The sequence below is a fragment of the Nitratireductor indicus C115 genome (assembly GCF_000300515.1).
Classification (GTDB): Bacteria; Pseudomonadota; Alphaproteobacteria; order Rhizobiales; family Rhizobiaceae; genus Nitratireductor; species Nitratireductor indicus.
The window spans coordinates 1-20,301 of record NZ_AMSI01000006.1; the positions used below are offsets into that span (position 1 = coordinate 1).

21 protein-coding genes are annotated in these 20,301 nt (G+C 60.1%); 7 read left to right on the forward strand and 14 right to left on the reverse strand.

Annotation, left to right across the window (positions count from 1 at the left end; all coding sequences use genetic code 11):
* From NA8A_RS25375 to NA8A_RS09940, 3 genes are all read left to right on the forward strand, one after another.
* Positions 1-438, forward strand: a 438-nt coding sequence (locus NA8A_RS25375; RefSeq protein ID WP_210161243.1) for a hypothetical protein, incomplete at its 5' end; no start/stop codon positions are given.
* A 60-nt stretch (positions 439-498) separates the two neighbouring features.
* Positions 499-1,023: a MarR family winged helix-turn-helix transcriptional regulator gene (locus tag NA8A_RS09935; protein WP_240532769.1), complete on the forward strand. Its 525-nt coding sequence runs from the start codon at positions 499-501 to the stop codon at positions 1,021-1,023.
* Positions 1,024-1,122: 99 nt separating this feature from the next.
* A complete protein-coding gene (locus NA8A_RS09940; RefSeq protein ID WP_009450312.1) occupies positions 1,123-1,398 on the forward strand; it encodes an SCP2 sterol-binding domain-containing protein in 276 nt (91 codons plus the stop codon).
* Between the two features lie 136 nt (positions 1,399-1,534).
* Here the strand turns inward: NA8A_RS09940 and NA8A_RS09945 are convergent, their stop codons facing one another.
* Both NA8A_RS09945 and odc2 read right to left on the reverse strand, forming a co-directional pair.
* On the reverse strand, positions 1,535-2,113 hold the full coding sequence (locus NA8A_RS09945; protein WP_009450313.1) for a GNAT family N-acetyltransferase: 579 nt from the start codon (positions 2,111-2,113) through the stop codon (positions 1,535-1,537).
* An 83-nt stretch (positions 2,114-2,196) separates the two neighbouring features.
* Entirely contained in the window at positions 2,197-3,330 is a 1,134-nt protein-coding gene (gene odc2, locus NA8A_RS09950) for an ornithine/lysine decarboxylase (RefSeq protein ID WP_009450314.1), read from the reverse strand.
* A 545-nt stretch (positions 3,331-3,875) separates the two neighbouring features.
* Here odc2 and NA8A_RS09960 point away from each other — a divergent pair.
* From NA8A_RS09960 to NA8A_RS09975, 4 genes are all read left to right on the forward strand, one after another.
* Positions 3,876-5,054, forward strand: coding sequence for an amidase (locus tag NA8A_RS09960; RefSeq protein WP_009450316.1), 1,179 nt, complete (start codon positions 3,876-3,878; stop codon positions 5,052-5,054).
* Between the two features lie 17 nt (positions 5,055-5,071).
* A complete protein-coding gene (locus NA8A_RS09965; protein WP_009450317.1) occupies positions 5,072-5,974 on the forward strand; it encodes a LysR family transcriptional regulator in 903 nt (300 codons plus the stop codon).
* Positions 5,975-6,143: 169 nt separating this feature from the next.
* Entirely contained in the window at positions 6,144-6,800 is a 657-nt protein-coding gene (locus tag NA8A_RS09970) for a DUF1007 family protein (RefSeq protein ID WP_009450318.1), read from the forward strand.
* Between the two features lie 7 nt (positions 6,801-6,807).
* A complete protein-coding gene (locus NA8A_RS09975) occupies positions 6,808-7,953 on the forward strand; it encodes a nickel/cobalt transporter (protein WP_009450319.1) in 1,146 nt (381 codons plus the stop codon).
* A 36-nt stretch (positions 7,954-7,989) separates the two neighbouring features.
* On the opposite strand, the gene NA8A_RS09980 is transcribed toward NA8A_RS09975, so the two are convergent.
* From NA8A_RS09980 to NA8A_RS10035, 12 genes are all read right to left on the reverse strand, one after another.
* Positions 7,990-8,190: a hypothetical protein gene (locus NA8A_RS09980; protein WP_009450320.1), complete on the reverse strand. Its 201-nt coding sequence runs from the start codon at positions 8,188-8,190 to the stop codon at positions 7,990-7,992.
* Positions 8,191-8,196: 6 nt separating this feature from the next.
* Positions 8,197-8,889 carry a GNAT family N-acetyltransferase gene (locus NA8A_RS09985; RefSeq protein WP_009450321.1) on the reverse strand — a complete coding sequence of 231 codons (693 nt, stop codon included), beginning with the start codon at positions 8,887-8,889 and terminating at the stop codon, positions 8,197-8,199.
* A gap of 264 nt (positions 8,890-9,153) precedes the next feature.
* A complete protein-coding gene (locus tag NA8A_RS09990) occupies positions 9,154-10,773 on the reverse strand; it encodes a TRAP transporter large permease (protein ID WP_009450322.1) in 1,620 nt (539 codons plus the stop codon).
* A gap of 6 nt (positions 10,774-10,779) precedes the next feature.
* Positions 10,780-11,475: a TRAP transporter small permease gene (locus NA8A_RS09995; RefSeq protein ID WP_009450323.1), complete on the reverse strand. Its 696-nt coding sequence runs from the start codon at positions 11,473-11,475 to the stop codon at positions 10,780-10,782.
* Positions 11,476-11,559: 84 nt separating this feature from the next.
* Positions 11,560-12,555, reverse strand: a complete 996-nt coding sequence (locus tag NA8A_RS10000; RefSeq protein WP_009450324.1) for a DctP family TRAP transporter solute-binding subunit — start codon at positions 12,553-12,555, stop codon at positions 11,560-11,562.
* A 189-nt stretch (positions 12,556-12,744) separates the two neighbouring features.
* Positions 12,745-13,998 (reverse strand): phenylacetate--CoA ligase family protein, encoded by a 1,254-nt coding sequence (locus NA8A_RS10005; RefSeq protein ID WP_009450325.1) that lies wholly within the window; start codon positions 13,996-13,998, stop codon positions 12,745-12,747.
* 26 nt (positions 13,999-14,024) lie between these two features.
* On the reverse strand, positions 14,025-14,705 hold the full coding sequence (locus NA8A_RS10010; RefSeq protein WP_009450326.1) for a zinc metallopeptidase: 681 nt from the start codon (positions 14,703-14,705) through the stop codon (positions 14,025-14,027).
* A gap of 27 nt (positions 14,706-14,732) precedes the next feature.
* The gene (gene omp10, locus NA8A_RS10015) at positions 14,733-15,116 is read right to left on the reverse strand and encodes an outer membrane lipoprotein Omp10 (protein ID WP_009450327.1); all 384 of its coding nucleotides are present in this window, start codon (positions 15,114-15,116) and stop codon (positions 14,733-14,735) included.
* Positions 15,117-15,258: 142 nt separating this feature from the next.
* The gene (locus tag NA8A_RS10020; protein WP_009450328.1) at positions 15,259-16,704 is read right to left on the reverse strand and encodes a homospermidine synthase; all 1,446 of its coding nucleotides are present in this window, start codon (positions 16,702-16,704) and stop codon (positions 15,259-15,261) included.
* 100 nt (positions 16,705-16,804) lie between these two features.
* A complete protein-coding gene (locus tag NA8A_RS10025) occupies positions 16,805-17,089 on the reverse strand; it encodes a YciI family protein (protein WP_009450329.1) in 285 nt (94 codons plus the stop codon).
* 12 nt (positions 17,090-17,101) lie between these two features.
* Positions 17,102-18,241 (reverse strand): aminodeoxychorismate synthase component I, encoded by a 1,140-nt coding sequence (locus NA8A_RS10030; protein ID WP_009450330.1) that lies wholly within the window; start codon positions 18,239-18,241, stop codon positions 17,102-17,104.
* Positions 18,242-18,366: 125 nt separating this feature from the next.
* Positions 18,367-20,226, reverse strand: a complete 1,860-nt coding sequence (locus NA8A_RS10035; protein ID WP_009450331.1) for a M3 family oligoendopeptidase — start codon at positions 20,224-20,226, stop codon at positions 18,367-18,369.
* Between the last annotated feature and the right edge of the window lie 75 nt (positions 20,227-20,301).

Consider the following 20,301-nt stretch of genomic DNA (forward strand, 5'->3'; position numbering starts at 1 on the left):
CAACGACATTTTCTAAGTTTTTTTGACGAAAATCGCACCGCGCCCCGAAAGCCTTTCGGCACAAGGCTTTCGCCGGCGAAAAACCTTTTTCCACAGCCGCTTACACCCCAATCCTCCTTATTTGTGACATCCACACGCTCAGAGGAAACCATCGGGGAGCAGCATTTGAAGCAGACTCAATCAAATATTCAGAATGTAAACATTAAAAATAAATATAAAATGGAACATAACATTAATGTCGGAAAATACAGTTTAAATAACAGATTAAGCGCCTTATTCTTGTCCAATTATATACCGTTTAATATGCATACAGGTGTTGATCTTGATATTTCATCAAGGCATAAAGGTGATGCCTGGAAACGGTCATATTGTGATTTATTCACGGTCGCCCAGGCGGGAGGTGGCTTCAAGACCGAAATAGTTTTTTGGAGAGTTTGATTAGTTATGACGCATCCCAATATCAATTTCGGTATTTCATCGGACGCCGATGAGGAATGCATGGCTGTGCTCCGCCCCAGCGGAGTAGAGGCGAATTTACCGCTTCTTGCCACTGCCATCGGCCACAAGCTGAGGCGAGCTCAATTGCTCGTCTTCCAGGATTTTCATGAAACCTTCGCGGCCCTCAAGCTGAGGCCGACGGAATTCGCCGTTCTGGCGCTGATTGCCTCGAACCCCGGACAAAAGCAGACCGACATCGCCGAGCAGCTCAGCATCAAGCGGGCGAACTTCGTCGCGCTGATGGACTGCCTCGAAAATCGAGGTCTGGCAGAGCGCCGCAAGGGCGATATCGATCGCCGGTCACACTCTCTTCATCTTACGGAGAAGGGCAATCTGTTCGTCACCAAGATGACCGAGTTGTGGAAGCAGCATGAGGCAAGGATCGTGAAGCGCCTTGGAGGAGAGGAAAATCGAGATCATCTCATCAGCCTGCTCGACCTGCTTCTCGGCAGCGACTGCGAAACGGCGGGAGGCGAAGAGCGTTCGCCGACGGGCAGAACCGCAGCCAGAGGATCATTGACCTGATCCTGCTTCCATGGCTAGCTGCCTGAAGCTGCGACGGGCTTCTGTGCAACAGCACCCCTCGCATTGCCCTCAATGACCACACCAGGAGATGAATCGGGAATGGAAGCACTCGCCGAGAAGATAAAGACGAAAGTCGCCGAAACCGGCTTCGACAATTCAGTGAAACTCAATTGCGGCAGTGACGGCGTCATCACCATCAACGGCTCTTCCGTTTCCACGCAGGACGGCCCGGCCGACTGCACGATCAGTCTCTCCAAGGACGATCTGGAATCCATGATTGCTGGAGAACTTTCCCCGACCGCTGCCTTCATGCAGGGCAAGCTCAAGGTCGAGGGCGACATGTCCGTCGCCATGCAGCTCAGCCAGATTCTCTAAAGCCATAAGAGCCCGCGTAAACGCGCCGGCTTTTTTTCAGGTCGCATTCGAAAACGACCGGCCTTCCTAAAAAGACAACCGAAAACCTGATGTATCCCGGCGCCGCGCGGCGCCGGGATACATCCCCCTGCCCTTTTCAGGCGGCCGCAAGCTTGCGAACCGCGCGGCGCGATTTCTCACGACGGCCAGCTGGGAAAAGACACCCGGAGGCCCCTTCAAGCGCGCCGGCGATAAGCTCCAGCGCCAAAAAGCGATGCCGTTCATACGGCCCGGGCATGGAAAGCGCTGCCGTATGCGCGGCGTTGAATCCGAAGCGCTCGTAATAAGGAGCATCTCCGACCAGAAGAATAGCCCGATGCTCGAGCCGCGCCGCTTCCGCGATCGCATGCCGCATGAGGCTACCGCCGACACCGCATCCTTCAGAAGAGGCGTCAACGGCGAGCGGTCCGAGAAGAAGCGCGGCGGAACCGTCAACCCCGAGCGAGACGTTCCAGAGACGCACCGTACCGATCAGCCGCCCCTCCTTGTCGCGCGCGACAAAGGCGAGCCCGGCCGCGGGTAACCGGCCACGACGCAGCTTCTCGGACGATTTGCGCTTGCGCTTCGGCCCCATGGCACGATCAAGCAGAGCCTCGCGCTCGGCAAAATCCTGCTCGGTCTCCTGTGCAATGAAATAGGCAGGCGCGAACGCGCCCTCAGCCAGAGCATTTTTCATGTCGGCATTCCTTCAAGCCGGCGATGCAATCCCCGCGCGGAAATTTCCCGCGCGGCGTGGCGTCAACGGCGGGCCTGTCCCGCTCAGATCACATAGGATCGGAGCGGTTCGAACCCGTTGAAGGCGACCGAGGCATAGGTCGTGGTGTAGGCGCCCGTTCCCTCGATCAGCACCTCATCGCCAATGGTCAGCGAAAGAGGCAGCGGATAAGGCGTCTTCTCATAGAGCACATCCGCAGAATCGCAGGTCGGCCCGGCCAAAACGCAAGGTGCGGTTTCGCTGCCGTCGTGACGTGTCAGCAACGGATAACGGATCGCCTCGTCCATCGTCTCGGCCAGACCGCCAAACTTGCCGATGTCGAGAAAGACCCAGCGCACATTATCGTTGTCGGCCTTCTTGGAGATCAGCACGACTTCCGACTTGATGACGCCGGCATTGCCCACCATGCCGCGGCCCGGCTCGATGATCGTCTCGGGAATACGGTTGCCGAAATACTTGCGCAGCGCCGTGAAGATCGCCTGGCCATAGGCCTGAGCGGCAGGCACGTCCCGCAGGTAACGGGTCGGGAAACCGCCGCCCATGTTCACCATGCGCAGAACGATGCCTTCTTCTGCAAGAGCGGCGAACACACGACGCGCATCGGCCAGAGCCCGGTCCCATGCGGTCAGATCGGTCTGCTGCGAGCCGACATGGAAGGACACGCCGTAGGCATCAAGGCCGAGGGCGCGCGCCTGGCGCAGCACGTCGACAGCCATCTCCGGCACACAGCCGAACTTGCGCGACAGCGGCCAGTCCGCCCCCTCGCCATCGGTCAGAACGCGGCAGAACACGCGGGCGCCGGGTGCAACGCGGGCAATCTTCTCCACTTCCTCGACGCTGTCCACGGCGAAGAGACGGATACCCAGATCGAAGGCGCGTGCGATATCGCGCTCTTTCTTGATCGTGTTGCCAAAGGAAATGCGGTCGGCGGTGGCGCCGGCATTGAGGGCCATTTCGATCTCGGCCACCGAGGCCGTATCGAAGGACGAACCGAGCTGGGCCAGAAGGCGCAGGATCTCCGGCGCCGGGTTGGCCTTCACGGCATAATAAATCCTGGAATCGGGCAGCGCCTTTTCAAAAGCGCAGTAATTTTCACGCACGACGTCGAGATCGACGACCAGGCACGGGCCTTCGGGACGTCGGGTGGCAAGGAAATCGAGGATGCGCTGCGTTGCCATCATGTCTCTCCATGGTGCGGCATCTACGGCCGCGTCGCTGAAGCTCAAATCTGCGGATGAGAGCCATTCATCCGCGGTGGACAAAGGGCGCGGCATGCACACCAGCGATCCGGCAGGTGGAGAGCACCGGAACCAGGCTGTGCGAGGACGCGCATCGATGCGTTCCCGCCTTGCGGCGAATACGCGCTTTGTCTGCCTCAGCTTTGGTATGGGAGACCCCAACCGCACTGCCGGCAATGAAGGTGTGCCTCTTCAGTAACCCCGGCTTTTGGACAGCCGGCAGACACCAGAAAGGCCCGCACCGTCGTTGCTTCAAGATGTCCTCGATCTAGCGGTTGGCCGTAAGATCGACTGGAGCGGTTAGGTCCAGGTACCGTACCGGTTTCCTCGCCATTTCGAGGTCCGGCGGACACCCACAGGCACGTGCGACTTTGGGCAAGCGCGGATATAGGCGCGTTGCGTGTCACAATCAATGAAATTTTTTGTGCGCTTGAAAAAACTTTGTCGACACACGACCTTTGCCCAAACGAGAGCGGGAAACAACAATGACGACACGCGATGCGTTGAATGCCTTCCTCGATTACGAGGATGTGCCGGTTGCGAATTCAGCGGACGGGCCACTTGCGGGAACGACGCTCGGTGTCAAGGACATCTTCGATGTTGCCGGCTATCCGACGGTCGGCGGACAACCCTCCCGGCTCAAGGAATTCCCTCCCGCAGGCGAAACGGCCAGCGCAGTGCAAATCCTGCTCGATGCCGGCGCCCGCTTTATCGGGAAGACACAGACGGACGAACTCACCTATTCGATGATGGGCATGAACGCCCACTATCCGGCCCCGGTCAACCGCGCAGCCCCGCAACGCGTCACCGGAGGGTCTTCCTCCGGTTCAGCCGCGGCCGTGGCCGGCGGCCTTGCCGACATTGCGGTCGGCTCGGACACCAACGGCTCCATCCGCGCTCCTGCATCTTTTTGCGGCCTTATCGGTTTGCGCACCACTCACGGGCGCATCCCATTGCAGGGCGCAATGCCTCTCGCGCCATCCTTCGATACGTTCGGCTGGTTCGCGCGCGATGCGGCAACCTACGCCAAAGTCGGCGAACTTTTGCTGGGTGAGGATCCGCACGAGGCTCCACTGACCCGGCCCGTGCGCATCGCCGAACTCGAGGCCTGCCTTTTCGGCGAGGCCGAACGCAGCGTCTATGCCGGCATGCTCGGGAAGGTGCTTCATCAGTTCGAACGGCAACCCGCGTTCCTCGCACTTCCCCTTGCGCCCGAGCGGCTCACCGCCGCTTTCCGTGAATTGCAGGCCTATGAAGCCTGGCAGACCCATGGCGACTTCATCACCCGCGCTGAACCCAAGCTCGGCCCCGGCGTGAAGGAGCGCTTCGAGGCGGCAAGCCGCATCGACAGGTCGGCTTTCGATATGGCGCGCGGAACGCGTGCGAATTTCATCCAGGACTTTGCCGCACTGTTTGACGACGACATGGTTCTCATCATGCCGACGCAACCGACGGCAGCCCCCATGAAAAGCGCAACGGCAGCGGAACTGGACAGCTATCGCAGCCTGACCGCGCCCCTTAGCGCCCTGGCCGGCATGCTTGGATGGCCTCAGATCACCATTCCATTGGGCAGGGTGCATGAGGCGCCTTTCGGCATCTCGCTCCTCGCCCCCGCCGGCAGCGACAGACAGCTCATCAGGCTTGCTGCTGCCATTCTGGCCTGAACCTGAAGGATACCCTCTTGGATACATTGAGCCGTATGCGAGCATTCGTGGACGTGGTGGAAGCAGAGGGATTTTCCGCCGCATCCCGTAAGGTTGGCCGTTCGAAGGCCCTCATGTCGAAATATGTCCGCGAGCTCGAAGATGAGCTCGGCGCCCTGCTTCTCAATCGCACGACGAGACAATTGTCCCTGACCGAAGCCGGCCACACCTATTTCGCCCGCGCGGTCGAGCTCCTGCGCGATATAGACGACCTTGCCGATGTGGTGCGCCGGTCGTCCGGCGACGTACGCGGGCGCATCAAGCTCTCGGCTCCCCGCTCCTATGCCGACGCCCCGATAGGCCAGTCGCTGATAGACTTCGCCAAGGAAAACCCCGACATCACGCTTGAGATTCATCTCGACGACCGGTTTGTCGATCTCGTCGAAGAAGGCTTCGACCTTGCGATCCGGATCACCAAGCTCGCCGATTCCTCCCTGATCGCCAAAAGGCTTGCCCCTTTCCGCGTGATCCTGTGCGCCTCGCCGGAGGTGCTGGAGCGTCATGGAACGCCGGCTGCCCCGCATGAGCTGACCCACTTGCCATGTATCGTCGACACCAACAGCCGCTATCGTCAGAACTGGCCTTTCCGCGATGACAATGGAGAAACGATCAGCGTTCCCGTCACGGGGCGCATAGAGGTCAATTCGCCGCTCGCAGCGCGCACCGCCGCACTTTCAGGCCTGGGCTTCGCCGTCCTTCCGGACTTCATCGCCGCGCCCGAAATCGAATCGGGCCAGCTCGTCCCCATCCTCGAAAAGCACTGCCCCAACGACACCGGCATCTACGCAGTCTACCCCCACCGGCGCTATCTCCCGGCCAAGGTTCGCGCCCTCGTCGATTATCTTGCACGGTGGTTGAAGGAAAATTGTCCCTCAACTTAGTTTGCATGGTCCAAATTCCGCCGGCTTTGTCGTAAAGACAGCTTCAGGGCGAGGTGCATCCTTTTGGGGAGCCGGGGTATGCTCTGTCTTGTCGTTCTCCGCATTGTGCGGGCGTCAGGTGAAATCATCTGACTTCACAATATTCTGGGTACGAGGCTGAGGGGTTTGCATGCGCAAGGGAAGAGCACTCACCGCCGCGACAGCCGCAGGCATGGTCGCATTGTTCTTCCAGGCCGACGCCTATTCCCATCCCCATGTCTTTGCCGAAGCGCGCCTCGACGTGACCGTCGAGAATGACAATGTCGCCGCATTGCATCATGTGTGGCGCTTCGACGATCTCTTTTCGAGCACGGTTCTGGTCGAGTTCGACAAGAATGGCGACATGAAGCTCGATGCGGACGAGCTGAAGGATGTTGCCGACACCGTCTATGCCTCGCTGGCGGATTTCGGTTATTTCCAGCTTGTCACGCGGGACGGCAAGGATGTCGCCATGCAGGCGCCCGATAAGCTCATCGCGGACTTCGTCGACAACCAGCTCATCATCCTTTTCGAATCGAAGCCCAAAGATGCCCTCCCCCTGAAGGGAACGGTCGATTTCGGGGTCTATGACCCGACCTTCTACACGGCTATCGATTTCACTGAAGACGAATATATGGCCGTGGATGGCCTGCCCTCAGGCTGCCAACGCAGCGTCGTCCGACCCGATCCGGACGAAGCCATTGCACAAAACCAGAGCACATTGACGGACGCGTTCTTCAACGATCCGACCGGCAACGACATGAGCAAGATATTCGCCACGCGCCTGGAAGTGACCTGCCAAGGATAAGCGATTTATGCACAAGCACCGGGGCCATACGCTTTTGGCCATTGCCGTCATCTCCCTCGTCACTTTGGCAGCCGGGGCCGCTCTGGCGCAAAGTTCCCTCGGCATCGGCGCGGCTGAGCCTGCAATTCGGCCTGTCGGCCCCTTTGCCGGCATCCTCCAATGGATCAACACGGAACAACAGGCTTTCTACCGCTCGCTGACGGGCGCGCTGAAAAGCATGCGCGAGGACGGCAGCGGCCTGTGGATGCTGATCGGCCTTTCCTTTGCCTATGGCGTGTTTCATGCAGCAGGCCCCGGCCATGGCAAGGCAGTCATCTCCTCATACATGCTTGCCAATGAAGTGGCGTTGAGGCGCGGTGTCCTTCTTTCTTTCGCCTCAGCCCTTTTGCAGGGACTGACGGCCATCGTGCTGATGAGCCTCGTTTTCCTGGCCCTGCGCGGCACCTCGATCTCCATGACCAAGGCCACCTGGTTTCTGGAAAGCGTGAGTTTCGGCCTGATTGCCCTGTTCGGCGCCTGGCTTCTATGGACCAAGATCCGGCAGTTTTTCTGGCGCCCCGCACCGGCCGAGATGCCGATGCACAGTCTTTCCGCCGCCCACGCAGGAGCAGAGCCCCATCATCATGAGCATGCTCACGAGCACAAGCATGAGCACGACCATCACGATTGCGCACACGATCACGGACATGCCTGCGGACACGATCATCATCATGACCATGCCCACGAGCATAGCCATGAACACGCCCATGAGCACCACCATCATGCGCCGGGCGAGGTCTGCCCCAGTTGTGGCCACGCCCATGCGCCGGATCCTTCCATGCTGACAGCGGATAGGCTCGATTGGAAAACCGCAGCGTCTGCTGTCGCCGCGGTCGGCATCAGGCCATGCTCCGGCGCCCTGATCGTCCTGACCTTCGCCTTTCTCAACAGTCTCTGGCTCGGTGGCATCCTGTCGGTGATCGCCATGTCGATCGGCACGGCCATCACGGTTTCCGTGTTGGCGACACTTGCCGTAACGGCGAAAAACTGGGCCGTCGCGATTTCAGGCGGCAACGGCTTCGGTGCCGCAGTCGGTCATGTGATCGAAATTGGCGGGGCGCTGATGGTGATGCTGCTCGGCATCGCGCTTCTGGCGGCAAGCCTCTCCGCCTGACCTGGATCGGCAGGTCACCGCGACGAAAGGGCGGGTTCAATCCCGTCTTTTTTGTACCCGGGCGCGCAGCCAGAAGATCATGAAGAAGCCGAGAACGAAGACCACCGCCACGGCCGCCGCGGCCACGGTGGAATAATCCCCCACCGCGAGCACGATCCGCGGCATGAGATATGCCACGATGCCGAAACCGATCAGGATGATGGCGGCCGCGATGGCCGACTTGCGATTATCCGTCAAATGCCTCTACCCGTTTGCACCGGCTCCACCCCGGAAGGTCTCAAGCCGTTTCTTCTGCTTGCCTTCCTTATCGAAATTGGACGGATCGAGCCATGCGTCAAATGCACTTTTCAGCGCAGGCCACTCGCTGTCGAGTATTGAAAACCACGCCGTGTCCCGGTTCTCGCCCTTCACAATGAGGTGCTGGCGAAAGGTTCCCTCATAGGTAAACCCAAAGCGTGTCGCGGCGCGCCTGGAAGGCTCATTGCGCGCATTGCATTTCCATTCGAAGCGTCGGTAACCCAGATTGTCGAACACATGCCGCGCGAATAGAAACAGCGCTTCCGTCGCCCCGATGGTTCGCGAGAGGCCCGGCCCCCAATAGATATTGCCCGCTTCGATGCATCCGTTGACAGGGTCTATACGCATCAGCGTCTGCCGCCCGCCTATGGCTCCCGTTTCCTGATCAATGACCGTGTAGAACAAGGGATCCGTGCTTGCCTCCGCCTTTTCGAGCCAGAGCTGGAACTCGCCCCGACTGCGCGGCGGATATTCCATGAGCCAGCGGAAGCGCTCGTCGGCATCCGCGACCGTCGACACCGCGTAAAGCCCCTCGCCATGTTTGGGCGCACTGAGCGGCTCCAGGCGCACCGTACGCCCGACAAGCGCCTCGCGTGCAGGCCGTGGCCTTTCGGCCCAATGGGAAAGATCGACGGACATATGCCCCTCCGTTTTATGTCTCTTATCTGAAAGAGCATGAAAGCGTGGAGCCACCAAGGCCCAGCGGGACCATCGCCGGTGCGCCAGCGCCGATAGGCGCTGCGCCGCAAGAATGAACGGATGTTCCGGGAAATGGCCCGGGGCGACCCTGGTCTGCGGTCGCCCCGTTCGAACCGTGCTTGGGAGGAGGAAAAGCCGATCCGACCTCCAGATGCTAAGCCCGAAATCGTTAACGTTTACTTAACGCAAAGCCTCGAATTGAACCTATCTCGCAATGATTTCAGGCCCCATCAGGCTATAGGGAAGCCAGGTGGAAAGGACCGGAACATAGGTCACGATGATGAGGAACAGGAACAGCACCAGCACGAAGGGGGCAGCCGCGCGAACCACCTGAATGAGGCTCATTCCCGTAATTCCGCTCGTCACGAAAAGATTCAGCCCGATAGGTGGGGTGATCATGCCGATTTCCATGTTCACCACCATAATGATGCCGAGATGGATCGGGTCCACCCCAAGCTCCATCGCGATGGGAAACACCACCGGCGCGACGATCAGGAGAAGGCCCGACGGCTCCATGAACTGCCCGCCCAGAAGCAACAGAAGGTTCACCGCGATCAGGAACGTAAACCACGTAAACCCGGCATCCACCATCACGCTGGTGATGGTCTGAGGAATGCGCTCTGCCGTCAGAACATGGGCGAAGAGAAGCGCATTGACGATGATGAACATCAACATCACCGTGGTTCGCGCGGCATCCACCGTCGTCTTGCGAGTTTCCTCATTGAAGAAGGCCCGCAGGAAATTGCGCGCCATCAAAGCGAGATTGCGCCGCCAGATAGGCAGACCAGCCACGAGCAGGCCCGGCAAGCCGGCAATCCCGGCCTCGCCGCCACGCCACAGCGCATAGGCGATCATGATGGCCAGCGAGGCTGCAAGCCCTGTCCATGCGCGGCCTGCAAGCGTCACATTCTCCCATTCGGAGGTGAGGAAGAAAGTGAGGATCATCCAGATGAAGAAGAAGGCGAGCCCATAGACGCTTGCGGAAAAACCGATGCGCGCACGGTCGCCGTCGCGCGCCTCCACCCAGCGCACTCCTTTCATCGGCCCCATGTCGCGATAGACGAAGAGAGCGACCAGAAACGCGTAGACCGCCGCCACGGCAGCCGCCTCGGTGGGCGTGAAGACACCGCCATAGATACCGCCAAGAATGATGACGATCAGGAACAGGCCCCAGCCGGCTTCCTTGCCACCCTCGAGTATTTCGCCAAAGCCCTTCCACTCCTCCGCCGGCAGGTTTCGGATGCGGGCCATCACGTAGATGGCAACCATCAGCATGAGGCCGGCGACAATGCCCGGAACGACGCCCGCCAGGAACATGCGGCCCACCGAGACGTCGGTGGCAGCCGAATAGACCACCATGACGATGGACGGCGGGATGAGGATGCCGAGCGTTCCTGCGTTGGCAATGATGCCTGCTGCGAAATCCTTCGAATACCCCACCTGGCGCATGCCGGCGATGGCAATGGTTCCGATCGCAACGACGGTTGCTGGCGAGGAGCCGGAAAGAGCCGCGAACATCATGCAAGCCAGCACCGAGGCCATGGCAAGCCCGCCGCGAAAATGGCCGACCGCGGCAATCGCGAAGCGGATGATGCGGCGGGCAACGCCGCCCGTCGACATGAACGCCGAGGCGAGCACGAAGAAGGGGATTGCAAGAAGCGTATAGTTCTGCGCCGCAGTGAAAAGCTGTAGCGCCACCGAGGAGACCGAATCGTTCGAGAAGAACGCGATGATCAGTAGTGAGGAAAGGCCAAGCGAAACCGCCACCGGCACGCCCAGGAAAAGCAGCAAGAGAACGAGAACGAAGAGAATTGCCGGTTCCATCTCCGCCTACTCCTTCAGCGCGTCTTTGTTTTCGGCAACGAGGTCTTCCGCCTCATGACTGGCGATGATCATCTCGCGCTGGCCCTTCGCAATGGCAACGACGCCCTGTAAGGCGCGAAAGGCGAGCAGCGCCAGGCCGATCGGCAGCATCAGATACGCCACCCATCGTTGCACCCGGTCCTGAAGACCGAACGCATCCTGCATCCAGAGCGGATAGCGCAGATCGTCGAGCCCGGTGCCCCGGTCGAACATGAATTTCCAGTAGCCGATGGCTCCTGTCTGCCGCCAATTGGTGGAGACGGGTGCCCCGAAAAAGCTGAGCCACGCCGCATAAAGCAGAATGAAGGCGTAGAGAAAGACGCACACAGCTCCGAAGATCGCGACGATACGGAACAGGCCCGAAGGCATCATGCGCACAAAGGCATCGACCCCCAGATGAATGCCTTGCTTCACCCCATACCCCATACCGAACAGTATCATCCAGGCAAAGAGAATGCGGGTCAGCTCCAACGCCCCGCCCCAACCGCTGTTGAAGCCATAGCGCGCGATGACCTGGGTGAAGGAAACAAAGGTTATCGCTGCCAGAAGGAGCGCCAGCACATTTTCCTCGAACCGTCCGACGGTGTCGGGAAAGCGCCGTTCCAGCGCGAACAAAAGGATTACAAGCGCGACAAGCCCCGCGACGGGCCACAACAGGACCATGAACGTCTCCTCCGAAAGGCCGACAGAACTTCCCGGTCAGGAAGCACGGCGCGGAAAGAAGCTTTCCGCGCCGCCATCGTCAGCTCAGGAGCCGCTCTTCACGGCGGAATCGATCAAATCCTTGCCGATATCGCCTTCGAACTTCGCCCAGACGGGCTTCATGGTCTCAACCCATTTCGCGCGCTGCTCGGGCGTGAGTTCGCGAATCTTGCCACCCGCGTCGATGATGTTCTGGCGGCAGGTTGCTTCCTGCGCGGCCACATCCTCGTTTGCCTTCTGGGTGACTTCTTCCGCAATCTTCAGGAACTGGTCGCGAACGGCCGGATCGAGGCCCTCCAGCCACTCGGTCGAAGTCACGAGCAGATAGGCGAGAAGCTGGTGGTTGGTTTCGCTGATTCCATCCTGCACCTCGAAGAATTTCTGAGTGTAGGTGTTGCACCAGCTGTTTTCCTGTCCGTCCACAACGCCGGTCTGCAAGGCACCGTAGACTTCCTTGAAGGCGAGCTTCTGGGCGGACGCTCCCATCGCCTCGATCATGGCGACAGCCACATCCGAGGTCTGCACGCGGAACTTGAGGCCCGCAGCATCCTGCGGCTCCAGAAGCGGCTTGTTGGCGGAGAATTGTTTGAGCCCCGACGACCAGAAACCCAGCCCCGTATAGCCTTCGTCTTCCGTGACCTTGAGCAGGGCCTTGCCGTCATCGGAGGTGGTGAACTTGTTCACCGCATCGAGCGAGGGGAAGAGGAAAGGCAGATCGAACAGCCTATATTTGAGTGTATAGGCTTCGAATTTGGCGAGCGACGGAGCGGCAAGCTGCACGTCGCCCAGAAGCAGGGCTTCCATCACCTTGTCGTCGTCATAAAGGGTCGAATTCGGGAACACTTCCATACAGGCCGTCCCGTTCATCTCCTCGTTGACACGCTCAGCGAGAAGCCGCGCCGCATCGCCCTTCGGGTGCCCCTTGTCGGCCACCACATGGCTGAACTTGATGACCATCTCGCCATCGTCGCATTGCGCCTGCGCCTGGGTCGCCAGAGCGGTGAGAGCGAGCGCGGAAAGAGTACCGATCAAAAGTTTCATGCATTTTCCTCCACTGACATGATGGGTCCATCCCCCGATAGACCGCCCGGCGACATGGCGCCACCAGCTGCTGGGTTTCGTGGGACGCGGCAATCGCCCGTGCCCACGGGTTCCTTATCGCAGCATTTCCGGCATCCTGAGACACCGCTCTCGCGAAATCAAGCAACACCTGCCCAACGGCATTATGCTTTAGTCTGAGTAATCCCGCTCATCGGCGATCACCTTGCCGTCGCGCGGCAGGGAGCCGGGCTCCGCGATCCGCACCTTGCCGCCGATTTTGGTGATTTCGCGCAGGCTTGCCTCAAGCGCCCCGACATCGGGGGTCCCTCCCCGGATGGCTTCCGCATGCAGCACCATCGCATCGGTCGCCCCGTCACGGATCACCACTAGCCGGGCCCTTTCGATATCGGCATGGCGCTTGAGCAGTTCGGCGATCTGCTTGGGATCGACGAACATGCCCTTGACCTTCGTACGCTGGTCGGCACGGCCCATCCAACCCTTGATGCGGGTGTTGGTGCGCCCGCATGGGCTCTGCCCCGGCAGAACCGCAGAGAGGTCGCCCGTCCCCAGCCTGACCAGCGGATAGGCGGGGTTGAGACAGGTCACCACGACTTCGCCGACCTCTCCCTCCGGCACCGGATCGTCAGTCCCCGGCCGCACGATCTCCACAAGCAGGTTCTCGTTAACCACCATCCCCGGCAAGGGCAGCCCGTCGGACCCCACCGCCTCATAGGCGATAATGCCGAATTCCGCGGTAGCGTAACACTGCATCACCGTGATGCCGCGATTGCGATATTCCTCCCTGAGGGAAGGAAAGAGAGCGCCGCCCGAGACCAAGCCTATGCGGAAGGAAGACAGGTCCGCGCCCTCCCGCTCCGCGCGATCAAGAAGGATTTTCAGGAAATCGGGCGTTCCCGCGAAAACCTGTGGGCGCAGGGCAGCGGCAGCCTCCACCTGCATCTCCGTATTGCCGGTGCCGGCGGGAAACACGGTGCAGCCAAGCGCCCGCGCCCCCGTATCCAGCATGAAACCGCCCGGCGTCATGTGATAGGAAAAAGCATTGTGCACCCGGTCGCCAGGCCGCGCTCCCGCAGCAAAGAAGGCGCGCGCCGCCTGCCATGGATCGGCCCCTGCCCCCTGGATCTCCCAGATTGGACCGGGTGACATGAAGGCGCGAGCTCCGTTCAGTGCATCGGGATTGACGAAGCCACCAAAGGGCGGTCGCGCAAGCTGCCTCTCGAGCAGTTCGGGCTTACGCAAGACGGGGAGCCGTGCCAGCGCCGCCCGGTCGGTCAGTGAAGAAAGGTCATGACCGGAGAGCCATTCCGAAAGCCCCTTCACCTTTGCCGTTGCTTCCTTCAGGAAACCCGGCAGGCGCAAAAAGAAGTCTTTCTCGCGTTCCACCGGATCGCGCGTTTCCAATGCGTCGAAATGCTCAGCCATGGATCCTCCCCGGCGTGTTTTCGGATTTATCGCAGCATTCGCACCCATCGGGCAAGATTGACGAGCGACATCAGCGATGCAGCCAGATAGGTGAAGGCAGCAGCCCGCAGGATGGAACGCACCGCCGGCATATCGTTGTCAGCCACATAGCTACCCTGCCGCAAAATCGGCAGGGCCTTTGAAAAACTCGCATCGAATTCGAGCGGCAAGCTCACCAGCGTCACGATCACCCGCACGGAAAGAAGCGCAATGCCAGCGCCGATCAGCGCCACCAGCGCAAGGGGCGTTCGGGCGAGAATGGCCAGAAACGGTGCGGCGATGAAGAAGACCCCCGCCATGCGATCAGTCACCCGCGCCAGCGAAGCGAGTTGCTGCCAAACCCGAAAGGAGCGCTCGCCGTAAGCGTCCTGCAAGGCATGGGAGACCTCATGGGCGGCCACCGCGACAGCAGTCAGGGACCGCCCGGCGTAGTTGTCGCTGGAAAGGCGCACGGCCTTTTCGGCGGGATCGTAATGATCGCCTTGTTCGGTCTGTTCAACGCTGACGCCATCCAGCTTGAAACGTTCGATGAGATGCCGGGCAAGTTCACCGCCGGTGCCCGGAATATCCGCGCGCTCATGCGCATGCCGGGCGAATACGTGCCGCACCCAGACCTGCGGAAGCAGGATCGCGCCGAGCAACAAAATGGCGGCCAGCGCGATCAGCATACAGCACCTCCCCTGAAGAGGCGGGGTTTAGGAGGTCTGGCCGCTACGCGTCAGAACGAAATTCTGTCCAGAAGCGTTCGTACAGTTCATGCGATCCGGAGAAACCAACAAACAATTGACCTTGGTGGTGGTCTGCCGAACCAACGAAGTCATTGAAATTTCGACGCTGTTTCCAGATTTATTGACGTAGGTCCCTTCAGAAAGCTTGTTTCTCGTATCGCTTGCGATAGAGGTGAACCGGCCGCTTGAGAAGGTTGAAATGCCTACTCCCTGCTGATCTGTCCACTGACCTTCGACCCCGGTCTGGCGCGCCATGCGCGGGCCGCCGCCCATTTCTGTCTGACAACCGGCCAGAGCCAGAACCAGGGCTGCACCGCCGAGCGTGCGGATAAGAATCTTGTGTGCCGTCATATGCCCGCCTCCTCTGCTCCGCCGGAAAATCCGGCGGTTGTCGCGTTGGGAATAACCATCCGGCCACGCCGCGCGGTCCGGACGGTTCAGATTCAATCACCCGATTTTGGCGTCAATGCAAGCACTGCGCGCCTTATAACAATTAGCGCACGAGAATGTTGCGGAACTGCCACGGGTCGGATTCATCGATATCCTCGGGGAAAAACCCCGGCCTGCCCTCAAGCGGGGTCCAATCCGTGTAGTGCCCCTTCACCGGCCCCAGATAGGGTAACTGCACTTCGAGGCAGCGCCGGTAGTCCATCTCGTCGGTCTCGACGATACCGGCTTCGGGATTTTCCAAGGCCCAGACCATACCGGCCAGAACGGCGGAAGTAACCTGAAGACCCGTCGCATTCTGATAGGGAGCAAGCTCGCGCGCTTCCTCAAGAGAAAGCTGCGACCCATACCAATAGGCATTCTTGTCATGGCCGTAGAGAAGAACGCCCAGTTCGTCGACGCCGTCCACCAACTCGTTCTCATCGAGCACATGTTGCACGGGCTGCGCCTTGCCACCTGCTCCGAACAGCTCATCCAGGGAGAGCATCGCGTCATCGCAAGGGTGATAGGCGTAGTGACAGGTCGGGCGGTAAGTCACCTCGCCCTTCTTGTCCTTCACGCTGAAGAATTCAGCGATGGAAATGGACTCATTGTGCGTGACGAGGAAGCCATATTGGGCGCCCGGCGTCGGGCACCAGGTGCGCACACGCGTGTTGGCCCCCGGCTGTTCCAGGAAGATCGCCGATTTATGCCCCTTCTTCTGCTTGCGGGCATTCTTGGGCATCCATTTCTCATGCGTGCCCCAGCCTAGTTCCGCCGGCTGAACCCCTTCAGCGATGAAACCTTCGACCGACCAGGTGTTCCAGAACACGTTCATCGGCTTCGGATTCTTGGTCCGCTGGGTATCGCGCTCTGCGATATGAATACCCTTCACACCGCATTTCTTCATGAACTTGGCCCATGCCTCGCGGTCGTAGGGCGCAGGCTCGTCGAGCCCGAGCTTCAGGTCTTTCGAAAGATTGACCAGCGCCTGTTTGACGAACCAGGAAACCATGCCCGGATTGGCACCGCAGGTGGAAACGGCAGTCGTGCCGCCGGGATTCTTCGCCTTTTCCTGGCGCACAGTCTCGCGCAGCGCATAATTGGTGCGCGATGCATTGTCCGCATCCGCATCGAAATAGAAGCCGGCCCACGGCTCGACCACCGTGTCGATGTAAAGCACGCCGAGCTTGCGGCACAATTTCATGATGTCCAGAGAGGACGTGTCGACCGACAGGTTCACACAGAAGCCTTGTCCCTCGCCTTCCGTCAGAAGCGGCTTGAGAACGTCCTTGTAATTGTCCTTGGTGATATGGCTCTGAATGAACCTGATGCCCCGCTCGTCGAGCAACTTGCGGTCGGTATCCACCGGGTCGATCACCACCATGCGGGCGCGGTCGAACTTGAAATGACGTTCGATCAGCGGCAGGGTTCCCCGACCGATCGAGCCAAAGCCGATCATGACGATAGGGCCGGTGATTTCACCATGGATAGGCCAGTCGTTCTGAGCCATTTTGCGCCTCTCTGCAACCAAACACCCAAGCGTCAAAACACATAACGGTGTCACAATAAAGCGCAAATCCGCCGCAGGGGCCGGCGCCCCGGCCCCAGTCTCAGCTCTTCAGCGCCTCCATCCCTGGAATGGCCGTGGAAACGCTGAACTCGACGATCTCACAATCGGCGAGCTTGTGGATGGCGAACGGGTCTTCCGCGAGACAGGCTTCCAGCACCGCCCGTTCTCCACGTGCAAAAATGACGCCACCCGTGCGCGGAACCTTGCGCCCGGAAGCCATGAACACTCCGGCATCATAATATTTCTTCAGCCATTCCATATGGCCGGCCATATGCGGCTCCACCTCTTCGAGCGGTACCCGATAGGTCAGCGAAACGAAGAACATGGTCACTCCTCCTCACCCGAGGTTGTTGTCGAAAGCCGCAAAACGCCCCTTCAGAAGCGCTTCCTGATATTCGGATTGCGCGTCGGAATCGAGCACCACTCCGCCCCCCACATTGTAGACCGCACGACCGTCCTCAAAGAGCGATATCGTGCGTATCGCAACGCTGAAACGCATGCTTCCATCGGGGGCAGCCCAGCCAATGGCCCCGCAATAGGCCTCGCGCGGGCATCCTTCCAGATCCTGCAATATCTCCATTGCGCGGATTTTCGGCGCACCGGTCACCGAACCACAGGGAAAGAGGGCTGAGAAAAGCGTTTTCAGTGAAGGCGCACCCGAAAGCCGCGCGCGCACCCTGCTCACCATCTGATGCACGGTCGGATAGCTTTCGACATGGAAGAGCTCCGGCACATCCAGCGTCCCGACTTCGCTGATGCGCGAAATGTCATTGCGAAGAAGATCGACGATCATCCGGTTCTCGGCCTGATTCTTCGGGTCGTTGCGCAGGAATTCGCGCAATGCCTCGTCTTCTTCCTTCGTCGCTCCGCGCCGCACCGTTCCCTTCATCGGAAGCGCCTCGATCCAACCGTCGCGCGACACCTGGAAGAAGAGCTCGGGCGAACGGGACACGATGACCGGCCAGCCGAGATCGACCACCGCGCCATAGCGCACCGGCTGGCGGCTCCCAAGAGCATCGAACAGGCCGAGAGGCGTGCCTTCCCATTGTGCGAAAACCGGGAAGGTCAGGTTCGCCTGATAGCAGTCTCCGGCCATCAGATGCGCATGCAGCCGCTCGAAGCGCTCCCGGTAGTCAACCAGACTCCAAAGGGGTCTGGCATCCTTCAAAACAGCGCCGTCGGGATCGGCGTGCGTGCTGCTTTCGCGCTCTTCCGGTGGATCGAAAATACCCAGGCACAGCAGCGGCCCATTCCTCTCCTTCGGCAGGTTCGGCCGCAATTTGGGGTCAAGAAGATAACCGGCTTCATAGGAGACATAGCCCGCCACCCAGCAGCCGCCGTGGCGCGCGCGGTCGGCGGCCTCGAACGCCGCCAGCATGGCATCCTCATCTTCGGCACGCAGGAGAGCGCGCGGCCTGGAAAACACCGTCTCCCGGCCTTCCGCGTCATTGCGAAACAGAATGGAGCCTTCGCGCACCGTTGCACCCTCGCCAGAGCATCGCGCGGCGGGGTGGAATCACCCGCACCGCAACGATGCATATAAAACAAAGGGATGAGCTGCGTCGCGTTTTCCCGAGGGACCTCCCTCGATCCTGCGTCGCATCAACCGTCGAGCATTTCCAGCTCGTCGATCAGCCCTTCGATCACAGACAGGCCCTTGCTCCAGAAATCGGGATCGGCCGCATCGAGCCCGAATGGCTTCAGAAGCTCGGAATGATGCTTGGTTCCACCCGCCTCGAGCATCGCGAAATACTTGTCCTGGAAGCCGTCCGGCATCTGCTGGTAGACGGCAAAAAGCGAATTCACCAGGCAATCCCCGAAGGCATAGGCATAGACATAGAAGGGCGAGTGGATGAAATGCGGGATATAGGCCCAGAAGGTTTCATATCCCTCGCGCAATTGCACGGACGGCCCGAGACACTCGGCCTGAACCTCAAGCCACAATGCGCCGATCTGGTCAGAGGTCAGTTCACCCTCGCTGCGACGCCTGGAATGCACCTTGCGTTCGAATTCGTAGAAAGCAATCTGGCGGACGACCGTGTTCAGCATGTCCTCCACCTTCTGCGCCAGCATCGCCTTGCGCTCGCGTGGCTCCGTGGTCTTGGCGAGCAGGGAGCGGAAGGTCAGCATCTCGCCGAAAACCGAGGCTGTCTCGGCAAGTGTGAGTGGCGTCGGGGCCATCAGCGCGCCCTGCTTGCCAGCCAGCACCTGGTGGATGCCATGCCCCATTTCATGGGCAAGCGTCATCACGTCTCGCGGCTTACCCAGATAGTTGAGCAGGAGATAAGGATGCGCCGAGGGCACGGTGGGATGGGCAAACGCCCCCGGTGACTTGCCAGCCCTCACCGGCGCATCGATCCAGTTTCGGTCGAAGAAACGCTGCGCGATTTCGGCCATTTGCGGCGCAAAAGCGCCATAGGCATCGAGCACGGTCTTCTTCGCATCGTCCCAGCCAATCACTGCCTGCGGCGTTTCCGGCAGCGGCGCATTGCGATCCCAGTGGCACAGCTTTTCCATGCCGAGCCATTTCGCCTTCATCGCATAATACCGGTGCGAAAGCCGCGGATAGGCCTCTCGCACGGCCTTCGCCAGGGCATCGACAACCGGTTTTTCGACACGGTTCGCCAAATGGCGGGAATCAGCAATATCCCCGAAGCCCCGCCAGCGGTCGGAGATCTCCTTGTCCTTGGCGAGCGTGTTGGTGATGAGCGTGAAAACGCGCAGATTGTTGCGGAACGTATCGGCCAGCGCCTCGGCAGCGCGGCGGCGCTTTTCGCCATCGGCATCCTGAAGCAGATTGAGTGTCTGCTCCAGCGCCAGGTCCTCACCGTCGACCGAGAAGCGCAGACTGGTCATCGTCTCGTCGAAAAGCCGGTTCCAGGCGCCCCGCCCCGTCACGGACTTCTCATGGAAAAGCTGCTCGATACGGTCTTCCAGCTGGTAAGGCTTATCACGCCGCAGATCGAGAACCCATGACTTGTAATGCGCAAGCCTTTCATCGGCGGCAAGCGCCGCCTCCAGAACCTTGTCCTCGATATTGTTCATTTCCAGTGTGAAGAAGATGAGATGCGCGCTCGCATCGGTCAGCTTCTCCTGCACATCGCCATAAAGCTTGGCCCGTACCGGATCGGAGGTATCCCCCGCGTAGAGAAGCCCCGAATAGGACACGATGCGCCCCATCAGTTCCTCAAGCGTTTCATAGGCGGCGACCGCTTCTCCGAGGCGCCCGTCGGCGCCCTTGCCTGCCTCTTCGGCGAGCTTGCCTTTCCACTCGGCTTCGAAGGCGGCGGCATCCTTCGCCGCACGCTCCAGATCGCTCTTCAATTCCGGAGCGTCAGGTGCGGCATAAAGATCGCCGAGGTTCCACTCGGGCAGGTCGCCCAGCCCATTGGTGTTCTCATTTGCAGCCAGAGCCGTGTCGATTGCCGCTGCGAAACCGCGGCTACCCTGAAATTGGGCCATGAAAGGTCCTCGTCATGCTTGCTTCGTCCGGCCAGAGCCGAAACGAAAGATTTCGTTCACCGGAATCCTTGAACC